Below are 18368 nucleotides of genomic sequence, written 5' to 3'. Positions count from 1 at the left end.
TCTCGCCCCAATGCACCGGGGCGCTGCGGTCGAGCGGCACGTCGAGGTCCTCGCCGAGCGCAGCGCCAAGTGCCGTCTCGTAGCCGCGCTCGACGCTGATCTGCTCCAGCACCGAGGGGAAGAGAGCGCCGCTCGCGGCGTTGAGTATCTTGGCCAGCGTGCGCGCTTCCGTCTCGATGCGCTGCAATTCGGCCGTGGCATCCTGCAGAGGCGGACGGGCAGCACTTTCGGCGGCGCGCGCTTCGGCGACCGCCTGCTCGGCGGCGATGGCGCCTAGCTCGCTCTCTTCCAGCCGGGCAAGCGCGTCCTCGACCAGCAGCCGCTTCTCGGCGGGATCGGGCAGGCCGGAAATGCGCGCCACAATATCGGAGAGCTCGCGATCGACCTCGGCAAGCTGGCGAGCGAAGCGGTCGCGGCGCTCGGCGGTCTCGCGCAAAGTGCGCTCGATCTGGTGGCGCGAGGCGGCCGCCTCGGCGCGTTCGGCCGTCAGCGCGGCAAGCCTGGCTTCGCTCTGCGAGAGCGTCGCGCCGGCCTGCTCGAAGGCGGCGCGGGTGGTGGCTTCGCGCTCGGCAGCACCTGCATTGTCCGAATTGAGCTCGGCTTCCTCGGCGCGGAGACGCTCGAGAATGTCGGCATTGTCGCGCACCATCCGCTCCTCGCGGGCGATGTCTGCATCGAGCTGTTGCAGGCGCCGCTCCAGCTCCGCCTGGCGCGAGCGGATGCGGCCGGCCTCTTCTTCGATCTGCGTCTTGGCGATCGACAGGCGCTGAAAGGCCGCCGCCGCGGCGGCTTCGGCGTCGCGCAGGTCGGGCAGGCGGTGGGCGGCGATGCCCTGCTCCCTCGCAGCGGCCATCTGGGCTGCGGCGCGGTCACCGACCAGCGTGGTCGCAACGGCAAGCGCCGAACGCGCTTCGCCTTCCTGGGTTTTGGCCAGTGTCCAGCGCAGATGCAGAAGCGTCGCCTCGGCCTTGCGGATGTCGGCCGACAGGTTCTTGAAGCGCGAAGCCTGGCGCGCCTGGCGCTTCAGGCTGTCGATCTGGCTTTCCAGCTCGCCGACGACATCGTCAAGCCGTTCGAGGTTCTGTTCGGCCGCCTTCAGCCGAAGCTCGGCCTCGTGCCGGCGCGTGTGCAGGCCGGAGATACCGGCGGCTTCTTCGAGCAGCGCCCGGCGCGCCTGAGGCTTGGCCTGGATCAGCTCGCCGATGCGGCCCTGGCCGACCATGGACGGCGAGCGCGCGCCGGTCGACTGGTCGGCGAAGAGCAGTTGCACGTCCTTGGCACGCGCTTCCTTGCCGTTGATGCGGTAGAGCGAGCCCGCCTCGCGCTCGATGCGGCGCGACACCTGCAATTCATCGGCGTCGTTGAAGGCGGCGGGTGCCGTGCGGTCCGAATTGTCGAGGAAGAGCGTGACTTCGGCGGTGTTGCGCGCCGGCCGCGCGCCGGAGCCGGAAAAGATCACGTCGTCCATGCCGGACGCGCGCATGTTCTTGTAGGAGCTTTCGCCCATCACCCAGCGCAGCGCCTCGACAAGGTTGGACTTGCCGCAGCCGTTCGGCCCGACAATGCCGGTCAGCCCGCGTTCGATGACGAACTCGCCGGGCTCGACGAAGGACTTGAAACCGAGGAGGCGAAGGCGCGAAAACTTCATTCGCGCCGCTCCGCAAAGACCAATATGCCGAAGCCAAGCAGCTTCGGCGCGGCCTGGACGTCAGAGCAGAGGGTCGATGATGGCCGACATTTCCTCAATCGACATCGCCCCTTTGTAGGTCTTTCCGTTGATGAAGAAGGTCGGCGTCGAGTCGACCTTGAACTCGTCCGCTCCGCGTTTCTGGACTGCTCTCACATCGTCCAGAAGCTTCTGGTCCGTCAAGCAGGCCTCAAATGACTCCTGTGTAAAACCGGCGAGCTTGGAAATCTGCAGCAGCGCTTCCTTGGTGTTGCTGACGCCGACCCAGCTCGGCTGCTGCTTGAACAACACGTCCACCATGGCGAAATAGTTGTCCTTGGCGCAGCGCGCCAGCATGAAGCCGGCCTCGGCGCTCGGGTCGAAGGGGAATTCGCGCAGGATATAGCGCACCTTGCCCGTGTCGATGTATTTCGACTTCAGCTCAGGGAAGGTTGTGTCGTTGAAATGCGCGCAATGCGGGCAGGTCATCGAGGCATATTCGACGATGGTGACCTTGGCGTCGTCCTTGCCGAGCTGCTTGTCGGGCAAAGCGCCGGGCTTGAGCAGTTCCGCCATGTCGACGGTGCCCTGCGCTTCCGGCACCTGAGCGGCCGCGGGCGTGGCAGGCTTGGCTGGCGTCGACGGATTGGCGGGCTTCACATCGGCCGCCTTTGCCTCTTCACCCGAGTCGCTGCACGCGGCAAGCAGCGCCACTGCCGGAACGGCGGCCAGCGTGGTCAGAAGGTTTCTGCGAGACAAAGAGCGGTTCATGCGAATCACCTGATATCGGTTGGATTTTGCAATGCAAGGGCTAGAAAAGGCGAGAGTTGGCGCGAATTAAGGCATCGGCATCCCCAATCCAATCGCCAAATTTTTCGGGCGCGATCACGAATATGCGATATTGACGACAATTTTGCAGCGCGCTCCACGACTTTTCCCGAAACCGCCGGAACTTTCGGGAGACATGCTCAGGGCTTTTTTTGTCCGAGGATGGTCGCGCCGAGCCGCTCGAGCGAAGCGCGCAAGCCATCATCCTCGATCTTGCCGACCGTTCGCGCCAGCTTCGATTTCTCGGCCTCGCTGAGCGGCCTCGGTTGTGGTTTCGGCCGCGCTTTCGCCGAAAGGACCGGCTTCTGCAGGATCTTGATGCGGCCTATGGCGTTGAAACCCAGGAAGGCGTTGACGCGGTTGATGACCTCGCCCGCCTCATGCTGAAGATGCAGCGCCGCCATGCCTTCGCAGGCAATGATCAGCACCGCCGGCTCGAACGGATCGTCCTCATGCAGGCGGCGCGGCCACTGGATCTTTTCCGGGCGCGAGTGGCTGGCCAGGCGCGGCCCGGCGATCTCTTCCCAGGACTGCACCAGTCCGATCGAGATGCCGGCGCGCTTCTTCAGGACAGGATCGAGGATCTCGGTCGCGAGATCGCTCACCGGAACGGGATTGCCGAAGGGCCTTTTCCCTGCCATGTGCGTTCTCCGATCCTAACTCACCCGATCAATGGCACCGCAAGACCAGACCCGCAAGGCCGCAGCCGAGAAGTGCGTATCCGGAGATAGCAGCATCGCCGTCCGCCTGCTTGCCTGGTACGACGCGCATCACCGCAACCTGCCCTGGCGCGTGACGCCGAGTGCGTTCTCGCGTGGGACAAAACCCGACCCTTATCGCGTCTGGCTCTCCGAGGTCATGCTGCAGCAGACCACGGTCGAGGCGGTGAAAGCCTATTTCCGGACGTTTGTCGAGAAATGGCCGACCGTCGAGGCGCTGGCGGCAGCGCCGGCCGAGGACGTCATGAAGGCCTGGGCCGGGCTCGGTTATTACTCGAGGGCACGCAATCTCAAAGCCTGCGCCGATCTCGTGGCGCAGCGGGGCGGCCGCTTTCCCGACACCGAGGCGGGATTGAAGGAATTGCCGGGCATCGGCGCCTACACGGCGGCCGCCATCGCGGCGATCGCCTTCGACCGGCCTGCCGCCGTTGTCGACGGCAATGTCGAGCGTGTCATTTCGCGGCTCTATTCGGTGGAGACGCCGCTCAGCGAGGCCAAGCCGGAAATCCGAGCGCTGGTCGAGAAGCTCGTGCCACGTGCAAGGCCCGGCGATTTCGCCCAGGCGATGATGGATCTCGGCGCAACGATCTGCACGCCGCGGCGGCCGCGCTGCATGCTGTGCCCGCTGCGCGAGGATTGCAGCGCGATCCTGTCAGGCGATCCGGAGCGCTTTCCAGTCCGCCTGCCCAAGGGCGACAAGCCGCTCAGGCGCGGTGCTGCCTTTGTCGCTCAACGCGATGACGGCGCCATCCTGCTGCGCAAACGGCCGGACAAGGGGCTGCTCGGCGGCATGACCGAGGTGCCGACCACGGCGTGGACGGCGCGGGCCGACGGCGCTACGACGGCGGACGCAGCGCCCATTTCGGCCGACTGGCGGCGCGCCGGGCGGATCGGCCATGTCTTCACCCATTTCGCGCTCGAACTCGACGTCTTCCATGCCCACATCAGGGGTGATGCGCCCAACGGGCATTTCTGGTCGCTAGCCCACGAAATTCCCGGGGAAGCGCTGCCCACCGTCATGAAAAAGGTAATCGAGGCAGCGATACCGGGCGCAACCAAAAAGCAAGCCCCGCTGCGCCCGCGTTGAAAGGACCGCAATGACTGACATCCGCCACATCGTGTTCGATATCGGCAAGGTGCTGATCCACTACGATCCGGACCTTCCGTTCAGCCGGCTGATCCCGGATGCCGAGGAGCGGAAATGGTTCTTCGACAATGTCTGCACCAGCGCCTGGAACATCGAGCAGGATCGCGGCCGCACCTGGCAAGACGCCGAGGCGCTGCTGATCGCCGAACACCCCGATCATGCCGAGAACATCCGCAACTTCCGTCGCTGCTGGCACGAGATGGTGCCGCATGCCTATGACGACAGCGTCGCCATCATGGTCGGCCTTATCGACAGGGGCCGCGATGTGACCATGCTGACCAATTTCGCCGCCGACACATTCGCCGAAGCCCGCCGGCGCTTCGACTTTCTCAATCGGCCGCGCGGCGTCACGGTCTCGGGCGAGATCGGCCTGATCAAGCCGGACCAAGCCATCTACGACCGTCACGTCGCATCCTTCGACCTGGAGCCGGCCGCCACACTCTTCATCGACGACAGCCAGAAGAATGTCGACGGCGCCAAGGCCGCCGGCTGGCAGGCGGTGCTGTTCACCGATGCCAAGGCGCTTCAAGCGGATCTTGAACGGCTCGGGATTGCGGCCTGAACTGAATCACTTGCGGCAATCGGTTGAGCTTTCGATTCAAGCGGATCAGCCGCCTGCCCGCTCCATTCCGAGGCGGGCGATGCGGCGCAATTCGTCGATCGGGGTGAGGCCGCCGCTGCGCTCATAGTGCCAGAAGGTCCAGCCGTTGCAGGCGTCCAAACCCTGCACCTCGGCGCCGATCTTGTGGATCGAGCCGGCGCTGTCGCCGATGGCCAGCGTGCCGTCGGCGCGCACCTTGGCCGCCCAGCGCTTCTTGGCGTCGTAAAGTGTGGCGCCCGGCGCCACCAGGCCGGTGTCGATCAGGCTTATGAAGGCGACGCGCGGCTCGGCGCGCTTGCCGGACAGCACGGTGAGGTCGGCCTCATCCAGCGGGCGCACGGCGGCGATGCGCTCATTGGCGGCATCGATGTAGGATTGCTCGCGCTCGATGCCGACGAAGTGACGGCCGAGGCGCTTGGCGACCGCACCCGTGGTGCCCGAGCCGAAGAAGGGATCGAGCACGACATCGCCCGGCTTGGTCGAGGCCATCATGATGCGGGCCAGCAGCGCTTCCGGCTTCTGCGTGGGATGCAGCTTGTTGCCGTTCTCGTCTTTCAGGCGCTCGGCGCCGGTGCAGATCGGGAACAGCCAGTCCGAGCGCATCTGCAAATCGTCATTCGAGGCCTTCAGCGCTTCGTAGTTGAAGGTGTAGCCCTTGGACTTCTGGTCGCGCGAGGCCCAGATCATCGTCTCATGGGCGTTCTGGAAGCGGCGGCCGCGGAAATTCGGCATCGGGTTGGTCTTGCGCCAGACGACGTCGTTCAGGATCCAGAAGCCGAGATCCTGCATCCTGGCACCGACGCGGAAGATGTTGTGGTAGGAGCCAATCACCCAGATCGTGCCATTGGGCTTCAGCACGCGTCGCGCGGCAAGCAGCCAGGCGCGGGTGAAGGCGTCATAGGCCTCAAAACTCTCGAACCGGTCCCAGTCGTCGTCGACGGCGTCCACCTTGGACTGGTCGGGCCGATGCAGGTCGCCGTCGAGTTGCAGGTTGTAAGGCGGATCGGCGAAGATAACGTCGATCGACTTTTCGGGCAGCCTGTCGAGGGCGGCGACGCAGTCGCCTTTGAGGATCGTGTCCAGCCATTCGGACTGCTGGGGAGCGTGGGAAAGCTCGTCGAGAAGACGCACGGCAGACATCAAAACACCCAAAGCACGCGTTACGATCTACTGGCCGTTATGGTTACCGATCAGCGTAAACATTCGGTGAAGGTCGGGCGAGAGCCTGCGCCACTGATTTGCGAACATCGGCCCATTGGTGTATGCCGCGCCGCTTGGGCCAGTCAGGCCATTTTCCTCCCAGCTTCGGATTGCCATGCCCCAGCCAGACCTTGTCATCTTTGATTGCGACGGCGTGCTCGTCGATTCCGAAATCATCGCCGCGCGCGTCGAGGCCGAGCTTCTGACATCGGCCGGATACGAGATTTCGCCGGAGGAGCTTGCCGAGACCTATGCCGGACTGACCTTCAAGGACATCCTGATGCGGGTCGAGGAGAAATCTCACCTTCCTTTTCAGGCCTCGCTGATCGACCGCGCCGAGGAACTCGTCGATCGCAAGCTGCGCAGCGACGTGCGCATCATTGACGGCGCACGCGAGGCGGTGGCGGCGGTGACCACGCCGCGCGCCGTCTGCTCCAATTCGCGCACCGAGCGGATCGAGTTCATGCTTGAAAAGGTGCGCCTGCTGCCCTTCTTCGCCGGCCGCATCTTTTCGGGGCTCGACATCCCCAGCAAGAAGACCAAGCCGGCACCGGACGTGTTCCTCTATGCCGCCGAACAGCTCGGCGCCAATCCGAAGAACACTTTCGTCATCGAGGATTCGGTGCACGGCGTCACCGGCGCCAGGACGGCGGGCATGCGCGTCATCGGCTTCACCGGCGCGGGGCACAGCTATCCCGGCCATGCCGACACGCTGACCGAAGCGGGCGCCGAAACCGTCATCCGCCGTTTGGCGGAACTCGGCAGCACGATTGCGGCATTGTCGGAGTGGTCGGACGACGCTTAACCGCGGAAGCGCGATTGGCGGCGAACCAGATCAGTTTGTCGCCGCCGCGGCGACGCGCTTCTTCCTCTTGGCCTTGGACTTGTCCGTCGCTGCCGGCGCGTTCTCGTCATAGCCGGCATAGGCTTGGTAGTCGCGGGCGGTCGGCTCCGGCACTACGACGTTGGTGTCGGTGAAGACGAACTGCGTCGCGGCAGACGGATCGGTGACCTGCACCTGATACTGATGAAGCTGCGAATAGAGCACGTCAGGCCCATGTTGGACCGCGATGCGGATCGGCATCGTCACGGTACCGGGCGTGAACAGCGGTCCCGGCACGACCTTGCCGGCCACCGCGATCTTCATCGTCAGCTGGCCGTTTTCGTGAGTGCAGTCGCGCGTCACGTCGGTGATCGAGGCCTGGTAAATGATCTTGGCGGGATCGCGATTGGGGTCGACGGGTTGACCGTTCGGTCCGGTCTGTGCGGCTGCGGCTGCCTCGGCTTCAGCGTCCGCCGCGGCATCGACTTTCTTTTTCTTCGTCTTGGCGGCGGCGCCCTTAGCATAGGTATTGAAGAAGGCGGTGCCGTCGCGCAGCGTCACTTTCGGGCAGTAGGCGCGCAACTGGCTGGCAAGCACCTTGGGGTCCTGCGGCGGTGGCGGCGCGGTCGGGTCCTTCTTGCTGAAGCCGAAGTTCAAAATGCCATTGTCGCTCGATTGGCAGCCTGCGGCGGCAAGCATAAAGCCGGTGAGCGCCAGACCCGCGACAACACGGCGGTTGACCGAATAAAACCTCATGAACTGCACTTCCCTCTCACAAAGCCGGTGACGTATATCAACGCCGCGGCGAAAATGCGACTGGAGCCGGCTCGGAAAATTAACCAATTTGCCGTGGATGACGCGGCCGGCAGCAATGGGTTCTTGACGATGCAATATGTGAGTACCCGCGGGGATGCGCCCGTGCTTGGATTTTCGGACGCGGTGCTGGCCGGACTGGCGCGCGACGGCGGGCTTTACCTGCCGCGCGAATGGCCGCAGTTCTCGTCCGCCGATATTCGCGCCATGCGCGGCCTCGCCTACCCCGATCTTGCCATCCGCGTCTTGACACCCTTCCTCGGCGGCGAGATCGCCGCACCCGTCTTCGAACGGCTGGTGCGTGAAGCCTACGCGACTTTCCGGCACGATGCGGTCTGCCCGCTGGTGCAGACGGGCAAAAACACCTTCATCCTCGAGCTCTTCCACGGCCCGACGCTGGCCTTCAAGGACGTGGCGATGCAGCTGCTCGCGCGGCTGATGGACCATGTGCTGGCCGAACGGGGCAACCGCGCGACCATCGTCGGCGCCACCTCCGGCGACACCGGAGGGGCGGCAATAGACGCCTTCGCCGGCCGCGACCGCACCGATATCTTCATCCTTTTCCCCAACGGCAAGGTCTCGCCGGTGCAGCAGCGGCAGATGACGACGTCGAGCGCCGCGAACGTGCACGCGCTGTCGATCGAAGGCAATTTCGACGATTGCCAGGGCCTGGTGAAGGATATGTTCAACGACCACGGCTTCCGCGACAGGGTGTCGCTGTCGGGTGTCAATTCGATCAACTGGGCCCGCATCATGGCCCAGATCGTCTATTACTTCTCCTCGGCGCTGTCGCTGGGCGCGCCCGACCGGCCGGTGTCATTCACCGTGCCGACCGGCAATTTCGGCGATATTTTCGCCGGTTATGCCGCCAAGCGAATGGGACTGCCGGTCGAGCGGCTGATCATCGCCACCAACGACAACGACATATTGGCGCGCACGCTTGCAAGCGGCGAATACCGCACCAAGGGCGTGTTCGCCACCACCTCGCCGTCGATGGACATCCAGGTGTCCTCGAACTTCGAGCGCCTGCTGTTCGAGGCGGCGGGCCGGGATGCCGCGACGGTCAGGCGCTACATGAACGGGCTGAAGCAGTCCGGCGCCTTCACCGTCGAAGCGGGCGAAATGGCGAGGATCCGTACAGAGTTCGACGCCGGCCGCGCCAGCGTCGACGAGGTCGCGGCAACCATTCGCCAGACGCTTGCAGCGAGCAGCTATATGCTCGATCCGCACACGGCCGCCGCCATGCACGTAGCGGCCGGCCAAATGTCGGGCGCCGTGCCCATGGTGGTTCTCGGCACCGCGCATCCGGCCAAATTCCCGGCGGCGGTCGAGGCCGCCAGCGGCGTTACGCCAGCGCTGCCCGCTTGGCTCGCCGGCTTGATGACAGCCGACGAAAAGTACACCATACTTCCATCCGAGCTGAAAATGGTGGAAGAATACGTGAGCCGCCACACGCGGGCGGCCCGTTAGGGAGTAGTTGCCATATGGGTGTTGAGGTAAGCCGTCTGTCGAACGGCCTGACGGTCGCCACCGAAACCCTTCCAAGCCTCGAATCCGTTGCCCTTGGCGCCTGGGTCAAGTCGGGCGCACGCAATGAACGCGACGAAGAGCACGGCATGGCCCATCTGCTCGAACACATGGCTTTCAAGGGAACGAAACGGCGCAGCGCCTTCGAGATCGCCTCGGAAATCGAGAATGTCGGCGGCGAGATCAACGCGGCCACCAGCGTCGAGACGACCTCCTACTACGCCAGGGTGCTTTCCGCCGACGTGCCGCTCGCGGTCGACATCCTGGCCGACATCCTGCAGGAATCGGAGTTCGATCCGGAGGAACTGGAGCGCGAGCAGCATGTGATCCTGCAGGAGATCGGCGCCGCGCACGACACACCCGACGACATCGTCTTCGACCGTTTCACCGAAACCGCCTTCCGCCACCAGACCATCGGCCGCTCGATCCTCGGCACGCCGGAGACGGTCAAATCCTTCACCTCCAGGCAGCTGCACGATTTCATCGAACGGCAATATGGCGCCGAGCGCATGGTGATCGTGGCCGCCGGCGACATCAAGCACGACAATTTCGTGCGCGAGGTGGAAAGACAGCTTGGCGGCTTCCGCGCCAAGGCCACCAGCAACATCCCGCAATATGCGCAGTATGTCGGCGGCGACTTCCGCGAGGACCGCGACCTGATGGATGCGCAGATCGTGCTCGGCTTCGAGGGCCGCGCCTACCATGTGCGCGACTTCTACGCCTCGCAGGTGCTGTCGATGATCCTCGGCGGCGGCATGTCGTCGAGGCTGTTCCAGGAAGTGCGCGAGAAGCGCGGCCTGTGCTATTCGGTCTATGCCTTCCACTGGGGCTTTTCCGACACCGGCATTTTCGGTGTGCATGCGGCGACCGGACAGAGTGATATCGCCAAGCTGGTGCCGGTCATCATCGACGAATTGCAGAAGGCCGGGGAAAGCATCCAGCAGGATGAGCTCGACCGCGCACGCGCGCAATATCGGGCCGGCCTCATCATGTCGGCCGAAAGCCCGGCAAGCCGCGCCTCGCAGATCGCCAGGCAGTTGCTGCTGTTCGGGCGGCCGATCGCCAAGGAGGAGTTGATGGAGCGGCTGGCGGCGCTGACGGTCGAGCGGCTGACCGATCTCTCCTCGCGGCTGTTCTCGACCAAGCCGACGCTGACGGCGGTCGGCCCCGTGGGGACGCTGGCGCCCTACGAGGCGATCCTCGAATCGCTTGCGGGCCCGCAGACGACGGCTCGCAGGCTCGCCGTCTAACCTTCGTTCCAAAGTCGTGTTCGCGCTTCCTTTCTTTCGCCGCGACCTGCCGGCACTGAAGGGCGAAAAGGTCACGTTGCGCGTGCCTTTGACCAACGACTACCGCGAATGGTCGACGCTGCGCGGCGAAAGCCGCGCCTTTCTGGAGCCATGGGAGCCGCGTTGGCAGCCTGACGAGCTCGACCGCACCGCCTGGCGGCTGCGCATCGGCCGCTACCGCGAGGACTATGCGCAAGGCACGGCCATTGCCTTCTTCATCTTCGAGAAGTCGAGCGGCAAGCTCGCCGGCGGCATCACGCTCGGCAACATCCGCCACGGTGTCGCGCAAAGCGGCCACATCGGCTACTGGATCGGCGAGCGCTTCGGCGGCCGTGGACTGATGACCGACGCGGTCAAGGTGGTGTCGCGTTTTGCCTTCGATACGCTGCGGTTGCACCGGATCGAGGCTGCCTGTATTCCCGACAACGCACGGTCGATCCGCGTGCTTGAAAAAGCCGGATTCCGGCGCGAAGGACTTCTCAGATCCTATCTCCGGATCAACGGAATCTGGCAGGATCACTACCTCTACGCCCGGATCGCGGACGATCCGCCGGGTGATGGAACGAAGGGCTGATATGTGACGACTTTTTCGCGAATCGCGTCGCTGTTCGCCCTCATCCTGGCGCTCTTCGTCACGCTTTCAGCGGTTGCGCCGGCATTGGCCGTCGAGCCGATCAAGATTGCCCGCGACGACAAGGCGCTCGACCTTTCGGGCGCCGTCGAGATCTACCGGAACCAGGGCGAGAATTTCCAGGTCTCGACCGCGCCCGGCCCCGACGGCATCGTGCGGCGCATCGAGGTCGAGGCCAATGACGCGCGCTCGACCGGCGACTGGGCGGTGTTCGCGCTCGCCAACACCACCGACCAGCAGCTCGATAGGCTGATCGTCGCGCCGCATTTCCGCCTGGTGAATTCCGGTATCTTCTGGCCCGATCTCGGCTCGACGCGCATCGCGGCGATCACGCCCAGCGAAGGCTTCGCGCTCGACCGCCAGACCAGCCCCGACGCCGATGTGTTCCGAGTGACGCTCAACCCCGGAACGGTCGTCACCTTCATCGCCGAGCTCGCCTCACCCAAGCTGCCGCAGGTCTATCTGTGGGACCCGGAATCCTACAAGGACTCGGTCAATTCCTACACGCTGTTCCGCGGCATCGTCATCGGCATCGCCGGCCTCTTGGCGCTGTTCCTGACCATCCTGTTCGTCGTCAAGGGAACCTCGATGTTCCCGGCCACCGCCGCGCTTGCCTGGGCGGTGCTCGCCTATATCTGCGTCGATTTCGGCTTCCTCAACAAGGTCATCGAAATCTCGCCCGGCAACGAGCAGATGTGGCGGGCCGGTACCGAGGTGGCGCTGGCGGGTACCTTCGTGGTGTTCCTGTTCGCCTATCTCAACCTCAACCGATGGCACGGCCATTTCAGCTATGGCGCGCTGGTCTGGATCCTCGGGCTGCTGCTGATTGCCGGCGTGGCCATCGTCGATCCGGCGGTCGCCGCCGGCATCGCCCGCATCTCGTTTGCCGCCACCGCGCTCACCGGCCTCGGCCTCATCATCTTCCTCGGAATTCGCGGCTATGACCGCGCGATCATGCTGGTGCCGAGCTGGGTGATGGTGCTGCTCTGGCTATGCGGCTCGTGGATGGCGATCACCGGCATGCTGGACAACGACATCGCCCAGCCGGCGCTCGGCGGCGGTCTGATCCTGATCATCCTGTTGATCGGCTTCACCGTTATGCAGCACGCTTTTGCCGGCGGCGCGCTGCACCAGGGCCTGTTTTCCGACCTCGAGCGCCAGGCGCTTGCAGTCGCCGGCTCGGGCGACATCGTTTGGGACTGGGACGTGCTGCGCGACCGCGTGGTGACCAAGCCCGACATCAGCCTGCAGCTCGGCCTTGCCCCTAACAGCCTTTCGGGCGCCGCCCGCAACTGGCTGCCGGTGCTGCATGCCGACGACCGCGACACCTTCCGCACAACGCTGGACGTGGTGCTGGAGCACCGCCGCGGCCGCGTGGCCCAGAATTTCCGCCTGCGCGGCGCCGACGGGCATTATCATTGGTTCGCGCTGCGCGCCCGCCCCGTAATCGGGTCGGATGGCGAGGTGATCCGCTGTGTCGGCACCATGGTCGACGTGACCGAGCAGAAGAAATCCGAGGAAAGGCTGCTGCACGACGCCGTGCACGACAACCTGACCGGCCTGCCTAACCGCGAGCTGTTCATGAACCGGCTGGAGGCGATCATCTCGATCGCCCGCACCGAGGACAAGGTGCGCCCGACCGTCTTCGTCATCGACATCGACCGTTTCAAGCAGGTCAATGACGGGCTCGGCATTTCGGCCGGCGACACCATCCTGCTGACCATCGCGCGCCGGCTGCACCGGCTCTTGAAGCCCAAGGATTCGCTGTCGCGCTTTGCCGGCGACCAGTTCGCGCTGATGCTGCTGTCGGAACAGGATCCGGCCCGCATCGCCGCCATGGCCGATGCCATCAAGCATGCGATCAACAATCCGATCACCTTTGCCAAGCGCGAGATCGTGCTCACTGCCTCGATCGGCCTGATCACCTGGACGACGGCGCAAACCTCGTCGGAGGACATGGTCAAGGACGCCGAGCTTGCCATGCATCAGGCCAAGCGTTTCGGCGGCGACAGGATCGAGCCGTTCCGGCCGGCCTTCCGCACCGTCGGCACCGACAGGCTGCAGTTCGAATCCGACCTTCGCCGCGCCATCGAGCGGCGCGAATTCACGCTCGCCTACCAGCCGATCGTGCGGCTGGAGGATGGCAGCGTCGCCGGCTTCGAGGCGCTGCTCAGATGGGATCATCCGCGGCGCGGCATGATCCCGCCGGGAGACTTCATCCCGGTGGCTGAGAATTGCGGCCTGATCGTGCAGCTCGGCCTGTTCGCCATGCAGCAGGCGGCCGAGGATCTGGCGGCCTGGCAGAAGCAGATCGGCGACGCGCCGCTGTCAGTTTCGGTCAACCTCTCCAGCCGGCAGCTCATCCGCCGCGACCTGGTCAGCGACGTGCGCTCCGTCATTGCGCGGGCCAATTTGAAGCCGCGCTGCTTCCGGCTCGAACTCACTGAATCGCTGGTGATGGACAATCCGGAGCAGACCGCGCATGTGCTGACCAAGCTCAAGCAACTCGGCATCGGACTGTCGCTCGACGATTTCGGCACCGGCTATTCATCGCTCTCCTACCTGACGCGCTTCCCCTTCGACACGATCAAGATCGACAAGAGCTTCGTCGACGACGCAACGCCGAAACGTGCGGTGCTGCTCAAGTCCATGGTCAACATGGCCCATGAGCTTGGCCTGTCGGTCGTCGCCGAAGGCATCTCCGACGAGAGCGACGCGCTGGAGCTGCGCCAGATGGGCTGCGAATATGTCCAGAGCTTCATGTTCGGCGCGCCGATGCCCGGCGAACTGGTGCTGAAGACGCTGAGGGAGCAATACCCGCTCACGCAGGCTTAGAGGGCGTTGCTTCGGCGCTTACGAACTGCGGTGACCTTCCAACTCGTCATCACCCTAATCGCTCAGAGCGTCGCCATTCCTCAGAGCTGATGACGAAGCCAAGGCGGGTTCGACCAGTCCCGCAGGTCGGCAAAGGCGTTTAAGCGTGCCCCGCGGCGGCGCTCAAATGGGCGAGATCGATGCCGATCGAGGCAAGGATGCGATCGTATTTGCGCTCGATGTCGGCGTCGAACAGCAGCTCAGGCGTCGCCGGGCAGGTCAGCCAGCCATTCTCGGCGATCTCACTTTCGAGCTGGCCTGCGCCCCAGCCGGAATAGCCGAGCGCCATCAGCGCATGACGCGGCCCGCGACCCGTCGAGATGGCGCGCAGGATGTCGACCGTGGCGGTCAGGCAGATGTCGTCGGAGACGTTGAGCGAGGATTCCACGCGATAGTCGCCGGAATGCAGCACGAAGCCGCGGCTGCGGTCGACGGGCCCGCCATTGCGCACGACGAAATCGCGGGCATGCGCCGGCAAGCGGATTGCTTCCTGCTCGTTCACGATGCCAAGCTGCACCAGAAGGTCCGGGAACAGCATCTGCTGCGTCTGATTGATGATCAGGCCCATGGCGCCCTCGTCGCTGTGGGCGCAGATATAGATGACGGAGCGCGTGAAGCGGTCGTCCTTCATGCCAGGCATGGCAATCAGGAACTGATCGTCGAGAAAGCCGCGTCCGGCCGTCTTCTTTTTGTGACGCAACAAGTCCATGGAGCTGAGGGTAACCCGTTTCCGCGGCGCCGAAAAGATGGTCAGGCTGCCCGATGTCACGCAAATATGATACCTGCAGGAACATGAAATCATTGCGCGGCCAAGAACGGGCGATCAAATCACCGTCATGCGATACCTGAATATTGTGGCGCTCGGCGCCGTCGTCGGCCTGGCAGCGGGGCAGCCGGCCGAGGCATCATCCTCGGCCTGGTACAACAGCGAAGGCGGCAAGGTGCGGCTGGTGACCAGCGGCAAGCCGGACGAGGCGGGCAAGATCCACGGCGTGCTCGACATCGCGCTGAAGCCAGGCTGGAAAACCTATTGGCGCGATCCCGGCGACGCCGGTGTGCCGCCGCAGATCGACATCTCGGCCAGCACCAACATCGCAGATGCAAAGCTGTCGTTTCCGCCGCCGCAGCGCCACGATGACGGCTACGGCAAATGGGCCGGCTATGACCGTCCCGTATCGCTGCCGGTGACCTTCACGCTGTCGGCGCCCGACCAGCCGGCGACGATCGATGCCAACGTCTTTCTCGGCATATGCGAGACGATCTGCATTCCGGTGCAGACGCGGCTCAGCCTCGATCCTGCTTCCGATCCGGACAACGCCACCGACGCGGCGCTGGTGAAGACTGCGCTTGCAACGCTCCCCGGCCCGGCGCGATCTGATTTCGGCATCCGCGTGCTGCCCGGCGATCACGAGACGCTCATCGTCGAGGCGCATTCGCCCGGCGATGCCGAGTCCGTCGACTTTTTCATCGCGGGGGAGCGCGACTATATGTTCGGCGCGCCGGTGCGCAGCGAGAAGGACGGCAAGCTTGTTTTCACCGTGCCGATCCTCGACCGGCCGTCGGCGACGCCCACGGACGGCGGGCTCTACTACACGCTGACATGCCCCGAAGGTGCGGTGGACGGATTGCTGCCTTTCCCTTGAGCCAATTCGTCGTGGAGCCGCAATTGCGGATGGAAAACCGCTGGGCACTTTTCCTGGGATTGCTCTGAACGGTTGCGGAATGCGGCCCGGTTCGATATCGCAGGCACAGATCCTTCCCAATCTCCCAAACGAGGAAACCATGACCATTTCGGTTGGCGAAAAACTGCCCGAAGCGATTTTCAAGGTGATGACCGCCGATGGCGCCAAGCCGATGACCAGCGCCGAGATTTTCGCCGGCAAGAAGGTGGTGCTGTTCGGCGTTCCCGGCGCCTTCACGCCAACCTGCAGCAACAACCATCTGCCGGGCTATCTCGAGAACCACGACGCCATCGTGGCGCGCGGCGTCGACACTATCGCGGTCGTCTCGGTCAACGACGTCCATGTCATGGGCGCCTGGGCACGTTTCACCGGTGGCGAAGGCAAGATCCTCTATCTCGCCGACGGCAGCGGAGACTTCGCCAAGTCGGTCGGACTTGACAATGACCTTTCCGCGAACGGCATGGGGCTGCGCTCGAAGCGCTTTTCGATGATCGTCGATGACAGCAAGGTCGTGGCTCTCAATGTCGAAGCCAAGCCAGGTGTCGACGAGAGCGGGGCGGCCAAAATCCTCGAGCAGCTCTGATGCTCGACATTGTCTGGCGCGCCATCGCGATCGGCATCGGCGCCACGGTCTTCATGGACGTCTGGGCGATTATCCTCAACAAGGCGTTCGGGCTGCCGCGGCCGAATTGGGGCATGGTCGGCCGCTGGGTCCGGCATCTGCCCGAGAAGGTCTTCCATGACGATATCAGTCAGGCCGCGCCGTATACGCATGAAAAGGCGCTGGGCTGGGCATTCCACTATCTCGTCGGAATTCTCTACGGCGTGATCCTGGTCGTGCTGGCGGGAACGGGCTGGCTGGCGGCGCCGACCTTCCTGCCGGCCTTCGTTCTCGGTATCGTCACCGTCGGCGCCGGCTGGTTCCTGCTGGCGCCCGGCATGGGTGCCGGCTGGGCAGCATCCAGGACGCCCAACCCGATGCTGGTGCGCGCGCTCAACCTCGTCTCGCACACGGTCTTCGCCTTCGGCCTGTTCTCCACGGCGCTGGCGATCCGGTAGAGAACGTCAGGCGCGTCAATAGCTCTGAGTCGAGCGTCGGGGCGCGGGCTTCCTGGCCGGAGCACCAGCCTTCTGCGGCGCAGCCGCAACCGGTGCCGGCCGCGCCTGCTTCGGCTTGAACGGCGCCATGCCTTGCCTTGCCAGTTGGTCGGCGCGCTCGTTCTCCGGGTGGCCGGCATGGCCCTTCACCCAATGCCAGATAACCTTGTGGCGCCTGTTGGCCTCGTCGAGCGCCTGCCAGAGCTCACCGTTCTTGACCGGCTTCCTCTCGCCGGTCTTCCAGCCGTTCTTCTTCCAGCCATGGATCCATTTGGAAATGCCGTCCATGACGTATTTGCTGTCCGTATAGAGATCGACCGTGCAGGGCTCCTTCAGCGCATCGAGCGCGCTGATGGCGGCAAGCAGTTCCATGCGGTTGTTGGTGGTCTCGGCCTCGCCGCCCGACAGCTCCTTGGTGACGCCGTTATAGCGCAGCACCGCGCCCCAGCCGCCCGGCCCGGGATTGCCCGAGCAGGCGCCGTCGGTGAAGATCTCGATTTGCTTGTTCATGTCAGTCCGTATTCTGATGGAGACTTGATCGCCCGGTGGAAGCGCATGCGGCGGATATATTCGGTCGGATCGCGCTTCATCACTAGCCCGCCGTTGGGAATGGTCAGCCAATCATAGAGCCTGGTCAGCATGAAGCGTAGCGCCGAGCCGCGCGCCAGCATCGGCAGCGCCGCTTTTTCCTCTCCCTCAAGAGGCCTCACCGACTGGTAGCCGGCAAGCAGCGCGGCCCCTTTGGTGAGGTTGAAGGAAAAGTCCTTCTCGAAGCACCAGGCGTTGAGGCACGTGGCGACATCATAGGCATAGAGGTCGTCGCAGGCGAAATAGAAATCGATCAGCCCCGACAGCTTCTCGCCAAGGAAGAAGACATTGTCCGGGAAGAGATCCGCGTGGATGATGCCTTGTGGCAGGCGGGTCGGCCAGTTGCGCTCAAAATCCAGGAAGTCCGCGTCGACTTCGGCCGCGAGCCCCGGCTCGACCTCGTCGGCGCGGTCGCGCGACGCCGCCCAGAGCTTGCGCCAGCCGTCGATGGCAAGCGCGTTCGGCCGCTTCATCGGGAAATCCCGCCCGGCGAGATGGAGCGCGGCCAACGCCTTGCCGACCTCGCCGCAATGCGCTGCCGTCGGGCGCCTCAGCGACAGGCCCTCGAGGAAGGTGATGATGACGGCCGGCCGGCCGGCGAGCGTGCCGATGACGGTTCCGTCATGCGCGGTGACCGGAAGCGGGCAGGAAATGCCTTTTCGCGCGAGATGGCCCATCAGGCCGAGAAAAAAGGGCAGATCGGCCTTGTCGACGCGCTTCTCGTAGAGCGTCAATATGTAGGAACCGGTGGAAGCATGGACGAGAAAATTCGAGTTCTCGGTCCCTTCGGCGATGCCCTTGTAGGACAGGAGCTCGCCCACCGGATAGGCTTTCAGAAACGCGCTGAGCTCGTTTTCGTTGACGTCGGTGTAGACGGCCATC

At 64.4% G+C, this 18368-nt stretch carries 18 protein-coding genes; 10 read left to right on the top strand and 8 right to left on the bottom strand.

Features of this window, described 5'->3' with window-relative positions; all coding sequences use genetic code 11:
• The 3 genes from EOA49_RS13200 to EOA49_RS13190 all read right to left on the bottom strand — a co-directional run.
• On the bottom strand, nucleotides 1–1648 hold a 1648-nt coding region (locus EOA49_RS13200; RefSeq protein ID WP_164749220.1), incomplete at its 3' end, for a chromosome segregation SMC family protein.
• Nucleotides 1649–1708: 60 nt separating this feature from the next.
• Nucleotides 1709–2437, bottom strand: coding sequence for a DsbA family protein (locus tag EOA49_RS13195; protein ID WP_067327871.1), 729 nt, complete (start codon nucleotides 2435–2437; stop codon nucleotides 1709–1711).
• Nucleotides 2438–2634: 197 nt separating this feature from the next.
• Nucleotides 2635–3135 (bottom strand): DUF721 domain-containing protein, encoded by a 501-nt coding sequence (locus EOA49_RS13190; protein ID WP_067327870.1) that lies wholly within the window; start codon nucleotides 3133–3135, stop codon nucleotides 2635–2637.
• Between the two features lie 31 nt (nucleotides 3136–3166).
• Between EOA49_RS13190 and mutY the strand changes: the two genes are divergently transcribed.
• Together mutY and EOA49_RS13180 are read left to right on the top strand one after the other, a co-directional pair.
• Entirely contained in the window at nucleotides 3167–4300 is a 1134-nt protein-coding gene (gene mutY / locus EOA49_RS13185) for an A/G-specific adenine glycosylase (protein WP_127239398.1), read from the top strand.
• Between the two features lie 10 nt (nucleotides 4301–4310).
• Nucleotides 4311–4922 (top strand): HAD family phosphatase, encoded by a 612-nt coding sequence (locus EOA49_RS13180; protein WP_095800287.1) that lies wholly within the window; start codon nucleotides 4311–4313, stop codon nucleotides 4920–4922.
• A gap of 45 nt (nucleotides 4923–4967) precedes the next feature.
• Here EOA49_RS13180 and EOA49_RS13175 read toward each other — a convergent pair whose 3' ends face one another.
• Nucleotides 4968–6101, bottom strand: a complete 1134-nt coding sequence (locus tag EOA49_RS13175) for a site-specific DNA-methyltransferase (RefSeq protein ID WP_095800288.1) — start codon at nucleotides 6099–6101, stop codon at nucleotides 4968–4970.
• Nucleotides 6102–6276: 175 nt separating this feature from the next.
• Between EOA49_RS13175 and EOA49_RS13170 the strand changes: the two genes are divergently transcribed.
• Complete coding sequence (locus EOA49_RS13170) at nucleotides 6277–6966, top strand: HAD family phosphatase (RefSeq protein WP_127239399.1); 690 nt, start codon at nucleotides 6277–6279, stop codon at nucleotides 6964–6966.
• Between the two features lie 30 nt (nucleotides 6967–6996).
• Here EOA49_RS13170 and EOA49_RS13165 read toward each other — a convergent pair whose 3' ends face one another.
• Nucleotides 6997–7740 carry a hypothetical protein gene (locus tag EOA49_RS13165; protein ID WP_066997974.1) on the bottom strand — a complete coding sequence of 248 codons (744 nt, stop codon included), beginning with the start codon at nucleotides 7738–7740 and terminating at the stop codon, nucleotides 6997–6999.
• A 129-nt stretch (nucleotides 7741–7869) separates the two neighbouring features.
• Here EOA49_RS13165 and thrC point away from each other — a divergent pair, with 129 nt between their 5' ends.
• The 4 genes from thrC to EOA49_RS13145 are packed head-to-tail and all read left to right on the top strand — an operon-like array spanning nucleotide 7870 to nucleotide 14079.
• Entirely contained in the window at nucleotides 7870–9267 is a 1398-nt protein-coding gene (gene thrC, locus EOA49_RS13160; protein WP_067328024.1) for a threonine synthase, read from the top strand.
• Between the two features lie 14 nt (nucleotides 9268–9281).
• Nucleotides 9282–10574 (top strand): pitrilysin family protein, encoded by a 1293-nt coding sequence (locus EOA49_RS13155; protein WP_066997977.1) that lies wholly within the window; start codon nucleotides 9282–9284, stop codon nucleotides 10572–10574.
• A gap of 16 nt (nucleotides 10575–10590) precedes the next feature.
• Nucleotides 10591–11187, top strand: coding sequence for a GNAT family protein (locus EOA49_RS13150; protein WP_066997979.1), 597 nt, complete (start codon nucleotides 10591–10593; stop codon nucleotides 11185–11187).
• Nucleotides 11188–11190: 3 nt separating this feature from the next.
• On the top strand, nucleotides 11191–14079 hold the full coding sequence (locus EOA49_RS13145; RefSeq protein WP_095830423.1) for an EAL domain-containing protein: 2889 nt from the start codon (nucleotides 11191–11193) through the stop codon (nucleotides 14077–14079).
• Between the two features lie 139 nt (nucleotides 14080–14218).
• On the opposite strand, the gene EOA49_RS13140 is transcribed toward EOA49_RS13145, so the two are convergent.
• A complete protein-coding gene (locus EOA49_RS13140) occupies nucleotides 14219–14827 on the bottom strand; it encodes a YqgE/AlgH family protein (protein WP_066997984.1) in 609 nt (202 codons plus the stop codon).
• Between the two features lie 127 nt (nucleotides 14828–14954).
• On the opposite strand from EOA49_RS13140, the gene EOA49_RS13135 reads away from it, so the two are divergent.
• From EOA49_RS13135 to EOA49_RS13125, 3 genes are all read left to right on the top strand, one after another.
• Nucleotides 14955–15761, top strand: a complete 807-nt coding sequence (locus EOA49_RS13135) for a protein-disulfide reductase DsbD domain-containing protein (RefSeq protein WP_127243180.1) — start codon at nucleotides 14955–14957, stop codon at nucleotides 15759–15761.
• Nucleotides 15762–15900: 139 nt separating this feature from the next.
• Nucleotides 15901–16383, top strand: coding sequence for a peroxiredoxin (locus EOA49_RS13130; protein WP_095800347.1), 483 nt, complete (start codon nucleotides 15901–15903; stop codon nucleotides 16381–16383).
• Nucleotides 16383–16859, top strand: a complete 477-nt coding sequence (locus EOA49_RS13125) for a DUF2938 domain-containing protein (RefSeq protein ID WP_127242137.1) — start codon at nucleotides 16383–16385, stop codon at nucleotides 16857–16859. The genes EOA49_RS13130 and EOA49_RS13125 overlap by 1 nt, the downstream gene beginning before the upstream one ends.
• Before the next feature lie 15 nt (nucleotides 16860–16874).
• Here EOA49_RS13125 and rnhA read toward each other — a convergent pair whose 3' ends face one another.
• Nucleotides 16875–17408, bottom strand: coding sequence for a ribonuclease HI (gene rnhA / locus EOA49_RS13120; RefSeq protein WP_127242136.1), 534 nt, complete (start codon nucleotides 17406–17408; stop codon nucleotides 16875–16877).
• Nucleotides 17405–18367 (bottom strand): homoserine kinase, encoded by a 963-nt coding sequence (locus EOA49_RS13115; protein WP_127242135.1) that lies wholly within the window; start codon nucleotides 18365–18367, stop codon nucleotides 17405–17407. The genes rnhA and EOA49_RS13115 overlap by 4 nt, the downstream gene beginning before the upstream one ends.
• Nucleotide 18368 lies beyond the last annotated feature (1 nt).

Source organism: Mesorhizobium sp. M1A.F.Ca.IN.020.04.1.1 (genome assembly GCF_003997315.1).
In the GTDB taxonomy this organism is placed as follows: Bacteria; Pseudomonadota; Alphaproteobacteria; order Rhizobiales; family Rhizobiaceae; genus Mesorhizobium.
This window is presented reverse-complemented; position numbering and strand designations above follow the sequence as displayed.

Excerpts from the sequence above, each read along its gene's own strand:
- EOA49_RS13165 (WP_066997974.1), bottom strand. The coding sequence starts at position 7,740 with ATGAGGTTTTATTCGGTCAACCGCCGTGTTGTCGCGGGTCTGGCGCTC.
- EOA49_RS13180 (WP_095800287.1), top strand. The coding sequence starts at position 4,311 with ATGACTGACATCCGCCACATCGTGTTCGATATCGGCAAGGTGCTGATC.
- EOA49_RS13190 (WP_067327870.1), bottom strand. The coding sequence starts at position 3,135 with ATGGCAGGGAAAAGGCCCTTCGGCAATCCCGTTCCGGTGAGCGATCTC.
- EOA49_RS13155 (WP_066997977.1), top strand. The coding sequence starts at position 9,282 with ATGGGTGTTGAGGTAAGCCGTCTGTCGAACGGCCTGACGGTCGCCACC.
- EOA49_RS13195 (WP_067327871.1), bottom strand. The coding sequence starts at position 2,437 with ATGAACCGCTCTTTGTCTCGCAGAAACCTTCTGACCACGCTGGCCGCC.
- EOA49_RS13125 (WP_127242137.1), top strand. The coding sequence starts at position 16,383 with ATGCTCGACATTGTCTGGCGCGCCATCGCGATCGGCATCGGCGCCACG.
- EOA49_RS13175 (WP_095800288.1), bottom strand. The coding sequence starts at position 6,101 with ATGTCTGCCGTGCGTCTTCTCGACGAGCTTTCCCACGCTCCCCAGCAG.
- EOA49_RS13135 (WP_127243180.1), top strand. The coding sequence starts at position 14,955 with ATGCGATACCTGAATATTGTGGCGCTCGGCGCCGTCGTCGGCCTGGCA.
- thrC (WP_067328024.1), top strand. The coding sequence starts at position 7,870 with ATGCAATATGTGAGTACCCGCGGGGATGCGCCCGTGCTTGGATTTTCG.
- EOA49_RS13170 (WP_127239399.1), top strand. The coding sequence starts at position 6,277 with ATGCCCCAGCCAGACCTTGTCATCTTTGATTGCGACGGCGTGCTCGTC.
- mutY (WP_127239398.1), top strand. The coding sequence starts at position 3,167 with ATGGCACCGCAAGACCAGACCCGCAAGGCCGCAGCCGAGAAGTGCGTA.
- rnhA (WP_127242136.1), bottom strand. The coding sequence starts at position 17,408 with ATGAACAAGCAAATCGAGATCTTCACCGACGGCGCCTGCTCGGGCAAT.
- EOA49_RS13140 (WP_066997984.1), bottom strand. The coding sequence starts at position 14,827 with ATGGACTTGTTGCGTCACAAAAAGAAGACGGCCGGACGCGGCTTTCTC.
- EOA49_RS13130 (WP_095800347.1), top strand. The coding sequence starts at position 15,901 with ATGACCATTTCGGTTGGCGAAAAACTGCCCGAAGCGATTTTCAAGGTG.
- EOA49_RS13115 (WP_127242135.1), bottom strand. The coding sequence starts at position 18,367 with ATGGCCGTCTACACCGACGTCAACGAAAACGAGCTCAGCGCGTTTCTG.